Genomic DNA, 13,595 nt, shown 5'->3' with positions numbered 1-13,595 from the left:
TATCATATACCAAACTTCGGTCTGTTTTCTTGAGGTTCGTCTACAGATGTTATCTCATATATAATGAATGTAGAGAATAGACCATTTCAGACATCATAGAATCTACACATAATAGAAGGAGGGCACAATTTTGACTACATCGGACCGTAAAAGCGTTACCGTAGATATCTACGGAACTTCCTATAAACTCGTTGGCAGTAGCAGTGATTATACCAGACAGGTAGCGAATTATGTAGATGATCGCATGCGTACCATATCCAAGGCGCACTCTCGATTGGATACCCCGCGCATTGCCGTCCTAGCTGCAGTACATATGGCTGAAGAAGCTTTGCAGAAGCTGGAGTTTCAGAATGAGGCCAAGCAGATGACGGCCGAGCGAAATGAACTGCGTACGGAGCTTGCCAAGGTGCAAGGACTTCAAATCGAGCAGCAGGAGAGACATCGTCAGCAGCAGGAGCAGTTGGAGCACAAACTGGCGGAGCAGACTACGCTGGCTGAGGAATACAGGAAGTCCAAGGAGAATCTAACCGCGGAGTCAGAGCGTACGAAGGAATTGCTTCAGAAGGAATCGGACCGCGTGGCGGAACTGCTGAAGGAGAAGCAGCAGCTTGAGGCCCGTCTTAAGGAGCAGCGCGAGAAGCTGGAGAGCGGCCATAAGCAGTCTATTGAAGATATGAAGCGCCGCTATGAAGGGCAGATTTCGCAGTTGACGCTCACTCATAAACAGGCCATCGAGAAGCTGGAACAGAGTCAACGGACCTCTGCGAAGCAGGCCGAGGAGAAGCTGGCTGAGCAATTGAAGAAACAGGAGAGCACCTATAAACAAGAGGCGCTCCTGAAGGAGCAGCAGCACTCGAAGATCGTGCACGATATGGAGCAGAAGTATACGAAGACGGTGCAGGATATGGAGCAAAAGCATACAAGTACCGTCCAAGAGCTGGAGAAGCAGCTTGCCGAGCAGCGAACGCGGGGCGGGCAGCTCCAAGCACGTTTGTCGTCCGCCGAGAAGGAACTGGGTGCTGTAAAAGCAGAATCGGACAAGCTGAAGGAAGCGCTCCAGTCGTCCAGACAGCAAGCCGAGGCCTCTTCGCAGGAATTGCGTTCCTTCCGAACGAAGGTCGAAGGGCTGACGAAGGAGCTCGAGGGCCTGAAGCAGGAATCCGCCAAGTCGGAGGAAGAGCGCCGTCGTCTGCAGAAACTTGTGGTGGATGCAAATCAGACCTCCCGCAAACAGCAAGAAGAGCTGCAGCGTCTAAGCGGCGAGCTTCAATCCTGGCGCACGCTGGCTGATCAGCGCAAAGAGGAAACCGCTGAGCTCGAGATGAGAATTGTCGAGCTTATGGAAGCGAACGAGAGCCTGGAAGAAGGAATGAAGGGACTTCAGGATGAGATCCAGGTCATGAAGGACGAAGCTGACCGGACTATGTCAGAGCGTAGAAGTGCCCAAGAGGAATTGAATGAACTGCAGCTTCGCCATGAAGAGCTGGAGAAGCTCGCGAAGGAAGCGGGAGTCCGAGAGGAAGAGACCAGCAAACTGTACGCTATGCTGGAGGAAGAATACGATACGGTGTCGAATCAGCTGGATGAGCTTCGCAAGAAGGCGGCTGCCAGTGAAGAGCGCGCACGTGAACTCGCCGAGCAGCTGAGAGATTCAGAGGAACGCGCCGTTCAGTGGCAGGAGCAATACCAGCAAGGGATGGCGGAACGGGAACAGCTTGCCGAGGACAGCGAGAAGCTGGCCGCAGAGCGCGATGAGTGGAAACGAACCAAGCTTGCTCTCGAAGAAGAGCTCCAGTCATGGCAGCAGGAAATTGCATCCGCACGCCAAGCCTATGAACGTCTGGAAGAAGAGAAGAGTGAAGCGGCACAACAGTATTCCGATTTAGGTGAACAGTATGAGCTGGTCATGCACCAATATCGTCTGCTTCAGGCAGAACAGGAATTGAAGGCGGAGCAATCTGCGCAGCTTGAAGAAGAACACCGTAAGTTGAAGGAAGAGTATGCGAAGCTCCAAGTTGAATATAATGAGTGGATCGAGTTGATTGAGCAGGATCAGCGTTAGGCCATGGCGAAGATGTGAACCTGAAAAAACCTCCGGATTAGACAGAGGATACTCTGGCGATCCGGAGGTTTATTTTCGTGAGGAAGATCTACTATTCTTCGACGATAAGTTTGGACATCATTTTGCTGTGACCCGCTCCGCACATAATGGAACACGAAACTTCGAATTCTCCGGTCTCATCAGGCGTAACGACAGTTGAGTTGTTTTTACGGTCGAGCTGCAGTCCGAGCGCAGGAATCATAACGCCGTGGTTGCCGTCTTCATTCTCGTAAGTAATCTTGACAGGCACGCCTTTCTTGAGACGATATTCCTCTTGGTCGAATTGGAAATTGGTGCCCTTAATCACGAGTTCAGCTTCCGGTGCTACACCAGTATCCGAGATCGCTGAATCTCCCTGGGACTCTTTCTGGTCTCCACCGCAGGCAGCCAATACAAATAGGAGCATACATGAAACAAGTAAAGCAATGCCTTTTTTCACTGAAATCTCTCCTGACTATGAAATAATTGTGAAATATAATTTCCAATCTTTATGATAGCGCAGAAAAAGAGTGGGTGCACATACGTGTTATGAAAAATTGGTGAACGTGAACGGTTTCAAACGATGATATAGATTTACTTTATAATATAGGGGAAGCTGGAAAACCCCCTGTTTAGATTAACAGGGGGTTAGTGTGGGGATACTGCTGCCGTTCGGTTCGTTCAGAAAGAGGGCTTCAGAGGAATCCTCTAACAGAAGCGGGCGTTCTTCTATCTTATTCTTTGCGGGATTTGCCTGCTTCAAAAGGGGTGGAAACCGGAATGAACAGATCGATGATCCCGATGACCAGTGCAGCAAGCAAGGCGCCCAGTATGGAGACGCTAACGCCTCCAACGATGAATTGGGCAAGGTAAATCACGAGTGCGCTCACCAGGAAGCCCACGATGCCACGTCCAAACGGTGTGACTTTTTTGCCGAAGATGCCCTCGATAGCCCAACCAATCAGGGCGATAACGAGTGCAAGCAACAGGGCGCTTCCGAATCCGCCGACGGTGAATTGGGGGACAATCCATCCGACAACCATAAGAACGAGCGCGGCAACGATAAATCGAACAACATGCCCGAGAAATTGCATGGTACCTGCCTCCTTAGAATAAGACTGGAATGTTACGCAGAATTTATTTTGTTCAATAGGGCCGTCGGTTATGTGTGGAAGGTTTTTGGATTCCTTGGCGAATTCGTATTAGTTTCGATATAATATATGCATCGATTGAGAGGAGTTGTGAACTTCTTGAATGACAAGATTTTGCAAACTTTAGAATACCGAAAAATTTTAAATACATTAACACAATACACTCAAACTTCCATGGGAAGTGCGAGAGCTGAAACGTTAATGCCTGAAACCGACCTGGAGGCGGTAAAGGATTTACTTGCGGCTACTGACCAGGCTTACACCGTAGACAGGCTCAAGGGCAATCCGTCTTTTCGCGGGATTACCGATATTAACGACGCATTGAAGCGAGCCAGAATTGGGGGGACGCTTAATCCCCATGAATTGCTGGCTGCGTCGAATACGATTCATGGATCACGCCGAATCAAGCGGTTTATTGCAGCGATCCACGAGGACGAGAAGATTGAGATCCTCTATAATTTGAGTGATCTTATTTCGGAGCAGAAGCCTCTGGAAGATGCCATTCGGCTCTGTATTGACGATGCTGCTGAGGTGCTGGATTCCGCAAGCGCGGAGCTTTCTCAGATCCGGCGGGAATTGCGGGGCGGAGAAGTTCGCATTCGCGAGAAACTGGAGTCCATGATTCGATCGCAATCCGTGGCGAAGATGCTGCAGGACCAGTTAATTACGATTCGCGGCGACCGTTTTGTCATTCCCGTAAAAGCGGAATATCGCTCGCATTTTGGCGGTATCGTGCACGATCAGTCCGGGTCAGGCGCGACGTTGTTTATTGAGCCGGAATCCATCGTAGCCATGAACAACAAGCTGCGCGAGACGCGAATGCGGGAAGAGCGGGAAATCGAAGTGATTCTGCAGAAGCTGACCGCCCAGGTCGGCGAGCAGGCTGAGCTACTATCCATTGACTTGGATCTGATCGGCCAGCTCGACTTTATTTTTGCCAAGGCTCGTTTAGCCCATGTAATGAAGGCTTCACTACCAAGAATGAATGACAGAGGTTATATTAAGCTGCGCAAAGGCCGACATCCACTGATTCCGGCGGATCAGGTTGTGCCGCTTGATGTGGAATTAGGCAATTCCTATACATCCATCATTGTCACAGGGCCGAATACCGGCGGTAAGACGGTTACGCTCAAAACGATCGGATTATTAAATCTGATGGCGATGTCTGGACTCTTTATTCCTGCCGAAGAAGGCAGCCAGATGTGCGTATTTGATGCGATCTACGCGGATATTGGCGATGAGCAAAGCATTGAGCAGAGCCTCAGTACCTTCTCCAGCCATATGACGAACATCATCCGCATATTAAGCCAGATGACGCCGAAGAGCCTAGTGCTGCTTGATGAGGTGGGAGCAGGGACGGACCCTGCGGAGGGTTCCGCTCTGGCGATTTCCATCCTGGAGCATATCCACCGCATGGGCTGCCGCATGATCGCGACAACGCACTATTCTGAATTGAAGGCTTATGCATACGAACGCAAAGGTGTCATCAACGCCAGCATGGAGTTCGATATTAATACCCTAAGCCCGACTTATCGCCTGTTGGTAGGCGTGCCTGGACGCAGTAATGCGTTTGCCATTGCAGAACGTCTGGGATTGCCGGGATCCATTCTGGAATTTGCCCGTGGCGAAGTGAAGGAAGAAGATCAACGAGTGGAGCATATGATTGCATCGCTCGAAGAGAACCGGCACACCGCGGAAGTAGAGCGTGAGAAGGCGGAGCAGGTTCGGAAGGAAATGGAGGAGCTGCGTCTTCGTCACCAGCACGAGCTTCAGAAGCTGGAAGAGCAGAAGGACAAGCTTGTTGATAAAGCTCGTACGGAAGCAAGGCAGATCGTGGACAAGGCCCGGAGTGAGGCGGAGGAAATCATCGCGGATCTACGCAAGATTGCCCAAGAGGAAGGAGCTTCGGTTAAGGAGCACAAACTGATTGCTGCCAGAAAGCGTCTGGATGACGCCGAACCGCAGCAGGGTAAGAAGACGGCTGGCCAACGTTCAGCGAAGCAGCAGCGCAGCATTGAGCCAGGAGATGAGGTTCGGGTATCCAGCCTGAATCAGAAAGGGCATGTTGTAGAAATGGCCGGGTCCAAGGAAGCCGTTGTTCAGCTTGGCATTATGAAGATGAAGGTGGCGCTGGATGATTTGGAGCTTTTGTCGAATCCGGCAGCAAGCGCCAAACAAGCGCCGAAACAGCATGCTACCGTCTTGAAGCGGACTCGCGATACCAACATCCGGAATGAGTTGGATTTAAGAGGAGCGAATCTGGAAGAAGCGCTGATCGAGGTGGATCGGTTCATTGATGAGGCTTTTCTGGGGAACCTGGGGCAGATCTACATCATACATGGTAAGGGAACCGGAATACTGCGAACCGGGATTCAGGATTATTTGCGCAAACACAAACATGTTAAGAGTCATCGTTTAGGCAATTACGGCGAAGGCGGCAATGGCGTTACGATTGCCGAGTTGAAATAAGAAAAGTAAGAAATCAGGAACCGTTTTCTCCTTCAATCGTATAACATATCATCATAAGGTTCAGAACGACGGGATGCGAAAGGTGCCGCATCCCGTTTATATCAGGGAGGAAAAAAGGGAATGACGGAAGCGATTGATCATTTGCTGACCCATCCACTTGGGGTGCTCGTCGGCTATTTCTCGGTTGCGATACTTGCACTTATTGTTTACTTGTATTGCTTTGAATTGGTTACCAAGTACAACTGCTGGGATGAAATACGCAAAGGAAATGTTGCCGCAGCTATGGCGACCGGCGGCAAGGTCTTTGGCATCTGTAACGTGATGCGGTATAGCATAACAGCCAATACGTCCATTTATGGCATGATTAAATGGTCATTCTTCGGGTTCATACTGCTTTTATTGGCTTATTGGTTGCTTGAGTTCTTGACTCCCGTATTTTCTGTCGATGAAGAGATTGGCAAGGATAACCGCGCAGTTGGCTTGATCGTACTAATTATCACCGTATCTTTATCTTACATTATTGGAGCGAGCATCATTTAAGGGCTTCGGGAGGAAAAGGACGATGAAATATTTACCGCGGATATTGTTTGCGGCTGCCTTGATTTTTTTTGTGGCGGGTATTGTATACTTGATGTCTCAATAAAAATAAAGTTAATAGGGCCATTCATGGCCGTTTGAATAAAGAAAGGGATGAATGATCGATGGAACCGACGGTTTGCCCATGGTGCCAAAGTGAGATTGTATGGGATGAAGAGATAGGTCCCGAAGATACTTGTCCTCACTGTGCGAACGAGCTTAAAGGCTATCGCACATTGAATATCGCATTGGAAGACGAGGATGTACAGGACGATCCGGAGGAATATGAAGAGGCTTATGAGGCTTCCGATGAGGAAGCGGGTGATCTTCATCGTATATGGGGATCCGACCATGAAACACTGTCCTCGCTTCGAACCGTGGATAAGTATGGGGAGGATCATGACCTCTTTGCATTTGAGGAGACGGTAGAGGGGATTCTGGACCAGCAAGAGGAAGTTCCCGAGTGCTTGCATTGCAGAGAGTATATGCTTCATGCCGGAACGCAGCATGTGAGTGGGGAAGGCTTCCAGCCGGTTAACGCAGCCCTGATTCAAGGCCCTATCCTTCAGCCGCCTTATGATCTAAATGTATATGTGTGCCCTGGATGCTTCCATGTACAGCACAATCTGGCAGAGAATGACCGGCTTCGGATGATCAAAAGTTTTATCCATAAAAAGGAATAGAGTTTGCGGAAAGGCGCTGTATGCCGATCCACGGCTAGTTTAAGGAAACTGCTTGCGGCAGTTTCCTTTTTTTTGTTCATGAAGTGGGGATTAGAGGGGTAAAATACCTTGGACTTCAAGTGTGAAGGCAAGGGAGGAACTGTATATGAAGTTGACAAAGGACCCCCAGGCTATGCTTCTGTTATCCGTTCATGGGTTGTTTATACTATCGAGTGCATTGTCGGGTACATTCCTCAACGTATACTTATGGAAAAGCCGCCAGGACTATACGATGCTCGGTTGGTTCACGATTGCTCAGCAGGTTGCATTGGGTTTGACGTTCTGGACCGCCGGCAAATGGGTGAAGGAGCATAACAAAATGAATGCGCTTCGCCTGGGTATTGCAGTGTCCGCCCTGTTTTATCTATGCGTTCTGTGGGCAGGGAGGGATGCCGTCCATTATATTTGGCCTCTCGGCTTGCTGTTCGGCGTCTCATTGGGATTATTCTGGTTAGCCTTTAATGTGGTTTACTTCGAGATTTCAAGTGCAGAGAATCGGGACTGGTTTAATGGCTGGATCGGACTCCTGGGCTCCATAACGGGGATTATCGGTCCGTGGATGGCGGGTTGGATCATCACGATGATGCATGGGGATCAGGGCTACCGGTTTATTTTTACCGTATCGATGGTCATCTTCGCGGCGACGGTGGTGCTGAGCTTTTTTCTGCGAAAACGACCGGTCCAGAGCGACTATCATTGGCTGGAGGGGGTTAGCCGACTCAAGGAGGGCGGAGTCTGGAAATACGCTGTATTCGGCTTGGCCGTTCAGGGAATCAGGGAAGGTGTGTTTTCCTTTCTTATTACCCTCCTTGTTTTTGTGGCGACGGACCAGGAATCGAAGCTGGGGCAATTCGCATTGATTACTTCGGCGGTTTCGCTGGTCAGCTACTGGGCCTGCGGGAAGTGGTTCAAGCCCAAATTCCGTAAAACCGGCATGCTGGTAGGTTCGATATTGATGCTGCTGGTAATTATGCCGCTGCTATTTGCTGTCAACTATACTACGCTGTTGGTGCTGGGAATCGGGACGTCGCTGTTTATTCCGCTGTACATGATGCCGGCTATATCGGCCAGCTTTGATCTTATGGGAGTGAATCAGGAAAACGTGGAGAAGCGGGTGGAACTGGTCGTGCTGCGGGAACTCAGTCTAACCATAGGCCGAATTACGGGTCTCCTTGTGTTTATTCTTGTTCTGTCATTTAGACAGGACACGTTAACGGTAACCCTGCTGCTGCTGTTTCTGGGGGCTTCCCCTATCGGATCGTGGCTGTTTATACGAAAGCTGTTTCCTTCCAAAGGACAAGTCACCTGAACACCTGAAGCCTAATCGCATCCGCTCGCGTCAAAAGCGTTGTGCCAGTTAACGAACGGCGAGTTGATAAACAAGAGACAGCGTTACGGCGTAACCCTACAACGGAAGAAGGTATCTCCAAGGCCCCATGGCCAATAAGGAGATACCTTCAATTATTTTATGTGATTTTCAGGTCGATTGGCCGTATCAAGGAGAACCATTTCAGCTCTTCGGGCTCACGTCCTGCAATCGTCTCGGCCAGCAGATCCGCAGCGATCATGCTGTAAACGGTCCCGTTTCCGCCATACACCTCGATAAAGTAGCTGTGCGGATACTGCGGGTGTCTGCCGATCAACGGGATGCCGTCTTGGGTTGTGGCAAACACGCCGGCCCAACTGCAAGCGATTTTCAAATCCGTCATATGGGGGAACAGTTTCTGGATTTCATTTAGCAATCTCCGGCCTCTCGGTTCAGCGTATTCCTCTGGTTTGCCTGAAGGACGAAGCGGTTCATCCAGCCCTCCGGCTATGATTCGCTGATCCGGCGTTGTCCGGAAATAGAGATAAGGGCGATTTGTTTCCCATATGAATGCTCGCTTGTACCATGAAGACAGATCGGATACAGGCTCCGTCAGGATGGCATAGGTGTTGAGCAGCTCCGCTTGATAATCAGGCTTCCATTCTTGGGTGCTATACCCGGTGGCCCAGATCACGTTCCTGGCGAGGACGCTTCCTTCATCGGTTAAGACGGTGACATCGCTGTCGGTATACCGAGTTTCCTTCACTTCGCTATTTTCGTAAATTCGCAGCCCATGCTCCCAGGCATCTTGAAGAAGATTATGCCCAAAACGGTAGGGATCGACTTCGGCATCGCCGCGAGTATAGATGGCAGCTTCTTTTGAGAACGGAAAGTTAGCCTTCACATGCTCGCGGCTCCAGTACTCCACATCGAAGCCCTTTCGTTTGAGCAGGTCATACTCATGGCGAAGCATGCCGACATCTTGGGGGTTACTGGCATAGTAGAGGCTGCTTCGCGGGGTCAAGCCGGAATCCCTGGACAGATGATTTGCAATTTCGGTGAGCCGACGTACGGCGTTTCTGCACATCATGTAGAAGGAGGAGCCCTGTTGTTCGTTAAATTGTTGGATCAGATCAGATAGGGGGCAGTCGTTGGAGAATTGCAACAGCCCCGAATTGGCGGATGTGCTGCCTTCGCATACGCGTTTTTTGTCCAGCAGGACGGTGTCCACGCCTTGCTTGGTCAGCACATAGGCCATCAGCGCACCGCTAATACCGCCGCCGACAATTAGCACATCACAGCTGAGCTGTTCTGATAGACCGGGGTATCTTTTTACAGGTTCGGTGTTTAAATATTTCCAGGGCGTTGTTCCGCCGGTCAGTAACATGGTCCCTCACCCCCTCATTGTCACATTGTTATTAGTTTGGACGTTCCTTTCGTATTTAATGACATCTCACGACATAGATTTTTATATAGGTGGCATACTAGCCCTGTGCAACCTAATTGGAAAGGGGAACAAACACAAAGATGACACCTAATCAGCAATTACAGCCTCTAACCTCAAAAGAACTGGACTATATTGCGGATTGCATTTCCAACGAGAGCATGCTGGCCAAGCATTGTGCCGCGACAGCCGCAGCCAGTCAAAATCCTGCAATCCAGCAGGCGCTGCTGGAATTCGTAGGACGCCATGAGCAGCATCTCGATACATTGGTTAACTCACTGCAGATCCACAGCAATATCGCGCCGACGCAGCCTCAATAAGAGGAGATATAGACCAGGATGCATAATTGTTAAGGAGGAACGACTTATGATAACGCCTAATGGATCTTCGCACCTGCCCGAAGAGGATATGCTTAGCCCTATTCTGGGAGAACTGAAACGGGTCGTGCGAGAGTATACGACAGCTACAACGGAAGCTTCTTGTCCTGATGTCCGTCAAATGTTTACGGATCTGACTGCGGATACACTGAAGCTGCAAGGTGAATTTTTTAATATGATGAAGCAGCAGAACATGTATACCGCGCCTCGGCATGCATTGAAATACGATGTGGACAAGCAGTATAAGCAAGCGCAGCAGTCCCAGCAAAAAACACGGGAAATCATTAATCAAAAAACTTCCGGTATGGGCGCGTACGCGCATCATCCGAATGTACCGCCGCATACCACTAATGTAGCCCCTACATCTAATAATGTAACCCAATAATCCCATGGTTAACTCAAACAATAAGCCGATGACACCTGCAGCCCGTTGCTGCAGTGATGCATCGGTATTTTTTTTTGCACATCCCGTGTAAGTTATTGTAATATAAGTATTAATCTCTGTTCCGAAATATCATGCATGAAGAAAGGTTATTCGGAATAAGTGCTGGAGGATACGTATATGGAAGAGCTTAGCGAATTGAAACTGAAGGTGCTTGACCTGCTGAAAGAAGACGCGAGAAGATCGCCGGCTCTACTCTCTACTCTACTCGGTGTAGATGAGGAAGAAATAAAGACCTCCATTGCGGAGCTTGAACGAGATCACGTTATTGTTAAGTATGCGACCGTTGTCAACTGGGGCAAGATGGAAGACGAGAAGGTTACGGCGCTGATCGAGGTTCAAATTACACCTGAGCGCGGAAGAGGCTTTGAAGGAATTGCCGAGCGGATTTATTTATTCCCGCAGGTGAAGTCGGTCTATCTTATGTCTGGCGCCTACGACTTGCTGGTTGAAGTGGAAGGCAGAAACTTGCGTGAGGTGGCCAACTTTGTTTCGGAGAAACTGTCACCTATCGATTCTGTATTATCGACCAAAACCAATTTTATTTTAAAAAAATATAAACAAGACGGGATTATTTTTGAAGAACGTCAAGAAGACAATCGTCTCCTGATCTCGCCGTAAAGGAAGCGTGTGCTATGATTGTGAACGAACAGCAGCTTGCAGAAAATAACAGGAAATCGATGAGCTCCTATTTGGCGCCTAGGGTCAGGGACATTCAACCCTCCGGAATCCGGAAATTTTTTGATCTCGTCAGTGGAAATAAGGATATTATCACACTTGGTGTCGGTGAGCCTGATTTCGTAACGCCGTGGCATGTACGAGAAGCCTGCGTGTATTCATTGGAGCGCGGGTTTACAGGATATACGTCCAATGCCGGTATGCCGGAACTGCGGGAGGCGATCGCGGAATATTTGAACGACAGTTTCCACGTGACTTATAATCCTGCCAATGAAATGATTGTAACCGTAGGCGGCAGTGAAGCGATTGATCTGGCGCTGCGTGCCTTGATTGTACCCGGTGATGAAATTCTGATTCCCGAGCCGTGTTACATTTCTTACTCGCCGATTGCTTCAATCGGTGGCGGGGTACCCGTTGGTATTGAAACGACGGCAGAGCATCATTTCAAACTGACGGCCGAGGCGCTTGAAGCGCAAACCACGCCCAAATCGAAGATTCTAATCCTGTGCTACCCAAGCAATCCGACGGGAGCCATCATGACTTATGAGGATTGGCTGCCCATTGCAGAAGTGGTGGAAAAACACGATTTGATTGTGATCTCCGATGAAATCTATGCGGAGCTCACATATGAAGGCAAACATGTCAGCTTTGCCTCGATGCCAGGCATGATGGACCGCACCATACTGGTGAGCGGCTTCTCGAAGGCGTTTGCTATGACCGGTTGGCGTATGGGGTATGTGTGTGCTCATGCCGATCTGATCGGCGCCATGCTGAAAATACACCAATATACGGTTATGTGTGCACCCGCAATGGGGCAAGTCGCCGCGCTCGAAGCATTGCGCAACGGTATGGGGGAGAAGGATCGAATGGTTGAATCCTATAACCAGCGGCGCAGACTGGTGGTTCAAGGGCTGCGCGAGATCGGTTTGGATTGCCACGAACCACAGGGAGCGTTTTACGCATTTCCAAGTATCAAGCGAACGGGGCTCGGCTCAGAAGAATTTGCCCAGCGCTTGCTGACTGAGGCCAAGGTGGCTGCCGTGCCAGGCACCGCATTCGGTCTAGGCGGGGAAGGATTCATCCGCTGCTCTTATGCTACATCCATTGCCCAGCTGAATGAGGCCTTGGAGAGAATGGGCAATTTTGTGGAAAAAATAAAGTAGACAAGGAATTCGTTGAACTTTTTCCTTGAATTAACAAAAAAATCACTTTCCATTGGGAAAATATATGTTATAATTTTATTTTGGGGGCAGAATTTTACTTTCCAAGGAGGGATCACCAGTGTTTTGTGATTATGAATTGTCAAACTACCGTGGTGACTATACGGCTGAAGGCGATAATCACGGTAAATGGTCAATTAAATCAGCCAAATCCACTCCTCAGGAAATTACCTTGGAAGACGAAATTCACATGCTTCGCCGGAAGATGGAACAGATTTTTTTGGAAGAGCAGTCCTTTACGTCCGAAATTGTCATCGAGATCAGCAGTTTGCTGGATTTGAAGATTAACGAATATATGAAGGCTCATCCAAAAAAGAAACTATAAAATACGATTTGATTGAATAATACAAGGCTGCTCCTGAGTGCAATGACTCAAGGATCAGCCTTGTTTGCGTTTAAATGATTTCCCCTGGATGGTAGAACCTCGCTCCGGAATCATGACCCGCCTGGGACTTATTCCGCCATAGAGGGACCGTTATCCGAAATTATGCTATAGTTGAGCATAATAAAATAAGAAATATGATGTTCGTTCAATAAGGAACGGACTTTGAAATGGAGGAAGATGGGATGAAGGTATATACGAGAACGGGAGATGCGGGGGAAACTTCAATTATTGGTGGTCGCGTGCCCAAGGATGATCCGCGCATCGAAGCGTATGGCACGATCGATGAACTGAACAGTTTTGTCGGTCAAGCTGTATTTTTGGCCAAGGAAGCCGACTTTGAGGAGCTGCATCTTCAGCTCGTTCGAATCCAGCATGAACTGTTCGATTGCGGTTCGGATCTGGCCTATGCGAGACCTCGCGAGGATAAACTCAAGGTAGGCGCCGAGCTAGTGGATAATCTGGAGGTATGGCTGGATGCATTCGAGGAGAAGAACCCTCCGCTTGAACGATTTATCTTGCCAGGCGGAAGCGCGTTGTCTTCGTTGCTTCATGTATGTCGGACCGTATGCCGCCGCGCTGAGCGGTTGACCGTTTCGCTGCAGCGAACCACGGAAATCAATCCGGAGGTTCGCCGGTATTTGAACCGATTGTCCGACTATTTCTTTGTGACTGCTCGGGCAGCCAATGTGCACGCCGGGATTCCAGATGTCGAATATGAGCGAAGTGGAAAGGTGTTTCGGTAATT

14 protein-coding genes are annotated in these 13,595 nt (G+C 49.4%); 11 read left to right on the top strand and 3 right to left on the bottom strand.

Translation table 11 applies throughout. The annotated features are described in order from the left end of the window. The first annotated feature begins 130 nt into the window (after nt 1–130). Nucleotides 131–2,062 (top strand): hypothetical protein, encoded by a 1,932-nt coding sequence (locus tag MKY48_RS26690; protein WP_339267507.1) that lies wholly within the window; start codon nt 131–133, stop codon nt 2,060–2,062. Between the two features lie 91 nt (nt 2,063–2,153). Here MKY48_RS26690 and MKY48_RS26685 read toward each other — a convergent pair whose 3' ends face one another. Both MKY48_RS26685 and MKY48_RS26680 read right to left on the bottom strand, forming a co-directional pair. Further along, a complete protein-coding gene (locus MKY48_RS26685) occupies nt 2,154–2,540 on the bottom strand; it encodes a cytochrome C oxidase subunit II (protein ID WP_076324526.1) in 387 nt (128 codons plus the stop codon). A gap of 274 nt (nt 2,541–2,814) precedes the next feature. After that, nucleotides 2,815–3,174 carry a phage holin family protein gene (locus tag MKY48_RS26680; RefSeq protein ID WP_339267505.1) on the bottom strand — a complete coding sequence of 120 codons (360 nt, stop codon included), beginning with the start codon at nt 3,172–3,174 and terminating at the stop codon, nt 2,815–2,817. 156 nt (nt 3,175–3,330) lie between these two features. On the opposite strand from MKY48_RS26680, the gene MKY48_RS26675 reads away from it, so the two are divergent. The 4 genes from MKY48_RS26675 to MKY48_RS26660 all read left to right on the top strand — a co-directional run bounded on the left by MKY48_RS26675 (nt 3,331) and on the right by MKY48_RS26660 (nt 8,307). After that, on the top strand, nt 3,331–5,700 hold the full coding sequence (locus tag MKY48_RS26675; protein WP_339267503.1) for an endonuclease MutS2: 2,370 nt from the start codon (nt 3,331–3,333) through the stop codon (nt 5,698–5,700). Between the two features lie 120 nt (nt 5,701–5,820). Next, on the top strand, nt 5,821–6,240 hold the full coding sequence (locus MKY48_RS26670; protein ID WP_076324523.1) for a DUF350 domain-containing protein: 420 nt from the start codon (nt 5,821–5,823) through the stop codon (nt 6,238–6,240). Between the two features lie 161 nt (nt 6,241–6,401). Continuing rightward, the gene (locus MKY48_RS26665) at nt 6,402–6,959 is read left to right on the top strand and encodes a hypothetical protein (RefSeq protein ID WP_076324522.1); all 558 of its coding nucleotides are present in this window, start codon (nt 6,402–6,404) and stop codon (nt 6,957–6,959) included. Nucleotides 6,960–7,104: 145 nt separating this feature from the next. Next, complete coding sequence (locus tag MKY48_RS26660) at nt 7,105–8,307, top strand: MFS transporter (RefSeq protein ID WP_339267500.1); 1,203 nt, start codon at nt 7,105–7,107, stop codon at nt 8,305–8,307. A gap of 157 nt (nt 8,308–8,464) precedes the next feature. On the opposite strand, the gene MKY48_RS26655 is transcribed toward MKY48_RS26660, so the two are convergent. Beyond that, a complete protein-coding gene (locus MKY48_RS26655) occupies nt 8,465–9,691 on the bottom strand; it encodes an FAD-binding oxidoreductase (protein WP_339267498.1) in 1,227 nt (408 codons plus the stop codon). Between the two features lie 140 nt (nt 9,692–9,831). Between MKY48_RS26655 and MKY48_RS26650 the strand changes: the two genes are divergently transcribed. The 6 genes from MKY48_RS26650 (at nt 9,832) to MKY48_RS26625 (ending at nt 13,593) form a co-directional block, all read left to right on the top strand. Next, the gene (locus MKY48_RS26650) at nt 9,832–10,068 is read left to right on the top strand and encodes a hypothetical protein (protein ID WP_339267496.1); all 237 of its coding nucleotides are present in this window, start codon (nt 9,832–9,834) and stop codon (nt 10,066–10,068) included. Between the two features lie 46 nt (nt 10,069–10,114). Beyond that, nucleotides 10,115–10,510, top strand: a complete 396-nt coding sequence (locus MKY48_RS26645; RefSeq protein ID WP_339267494.1) for a spore coat protein — start codon at nt 10,115–10,117, stop codon at nt 10,508–10,510. A gap of 177 nt (nt 10,511–10,687) precedes the next feature. Then, nucleotides 10,688–11,188: an Lrp/AsnC family transcriptional regulator gene (locus MKY48_RS26640; protein WP_076324518.1), complete on the top strand. Its 501-nt coding sequence runs from the start codon at nt 10,688–10,690 to the stop codon at nt 11,186–11,188. A gap of 14 nt (nt 11,189–11,202) precedes the next feature. Further along, on the top strand, nt 11,203–12,408 hold the full coding sequence (locus MKY48_RS26635; RefSeq protein WP_339291672.1) for an aminotransferase class I/II-fold pyridoxal phosphate-dependent enzyme: 1,206 nt from the start codon (nt 11,203–11,205) through the stop codon (nt 12,406–12,408). A 118-nt stretch (nt 12,409–12,526) separates the two neighbouring features. Beyond that, the gene (locus MKY48_RS26630; RefSeq protein ID WP_076324516.1) at nt 12,527–12,790 is read left to right on the top strand and encodes an aspartyl-phosphate phosphatase Spo0E family protein; all 264 of its coding nucleotides are present in this window, start codon (nt 12,527–12,529) and stop codon (nt 12,788–12,790) included. A 242-nt stretch (nt 12,791–13,032) separates the two neighbouring features. Continuing rightward, the gene (locus MKY48_RS26625) at nt 13,033–13,593 is read left to right on the top strand and encodes a cob(I)yrinic acid a,c-diamide adenosyltransferase (RefSeq protein ID WP_076324515.1); all 561 of its coding nucleotides are present in this window, start codon (nt 13,033–13,035) and stop codon (nt 13,591–13,593) included. The last annotated feature ends 2 nt before the right edge of the window (nt 13,594–13,595 follow it).

The sequence above is a fragment of the Paenibacillus sp. FSL W8-0187 genome, assembly GCF_037969755.1.
In the GTDB taxonomy this organism is placed as follows: domain Bacteria; phylum Bacillota; class Bacilli; order Paenibacillales; family Paenibacillaceae; genus Paenibacillus_AQ.
The sequence above is the reverse complement of the archived record's forward strand: the minus strand, read 5'-3'. Positions and strand labels throughout refer to the sequence as shown.

What these genes read in the sequence shown, in the direction of transcription:
- MKY48_RS26670 (WP_076324523.1), top strand. Translation starts at nt 5,821, where the DNA reads ATGACGGAAGCGATTGATCATTTGCTGACCCATCCACTTGGGGTGCTC.
- MKY48_RS26640 (WP_076324518.1), top strand. Translation starts at nt 10,688, where the DNA reads ATGGAAGAGCTTAGCGAATTGAAACTGAAGGTGCTTGACCTGCTGAAA.
- MKY48_RS26680 (WP_339267505.1), bottom strand. Translation starts at nt 3,174, where the DNA reads ATGCAATTTCTCGGGCATGTTGTTCGATTTATCGTTGCCGCGCTCGTT.
- MKY48_RS26660 (WP_339267500.1), top strand. Translation starts at nt 7,105, where the DNA reads ATGAAGTTGACAAAGGACCCCCAGGCTATGCTTCTGTTATCCGTTCAT.
- MKY48_RS26645 (WP_339267494.1), top strand. Translation starts at nt 10,115, where the DNA reads ATGATAACGCCTAATGGATCTTCGCACCTGCCCGAAGAGGATATGCTT.
- MKY48_RS26635 (WP_339291672.1), top strand. Translation starts at nt 11,203, where the DNA reads ATGATTGTGAACGAACAGCAGCTTGCAGAAAATAACAGGAAATCGATG.
- MKY48_RS26655 (WP_339267498.1), bottom strand. Translation starts at nt 9,691, where the DNA reads ATGTTACTGACCGGCGGAACAACGCCCTGGAAATATTTAAACACCGAA.
- MKY48_RS26665 (WP_076324522.1), top strand. Translation starts at nt 6,402, where the DNA reads ATGGAACCGACGGTTTGCCCATGGTGCCAAAGTGAGATTGTATGGGAT.
- MKY48_RS26625 (WP_076324515.1), top strand. Translation starts at nt 13,033, where the DNA reads ATGAAGGTATATACGAGAACGGGAGATGCGGGGGAAACTTCAATTATT.
- MKY48_RS26650 (WP_339267496.1), top strand. Translation starts at nt 9,832, where the DNA reads ATGACACCTAATCAGCAATTACAGCCTCTAACCTCAAAAGAACTGGAC.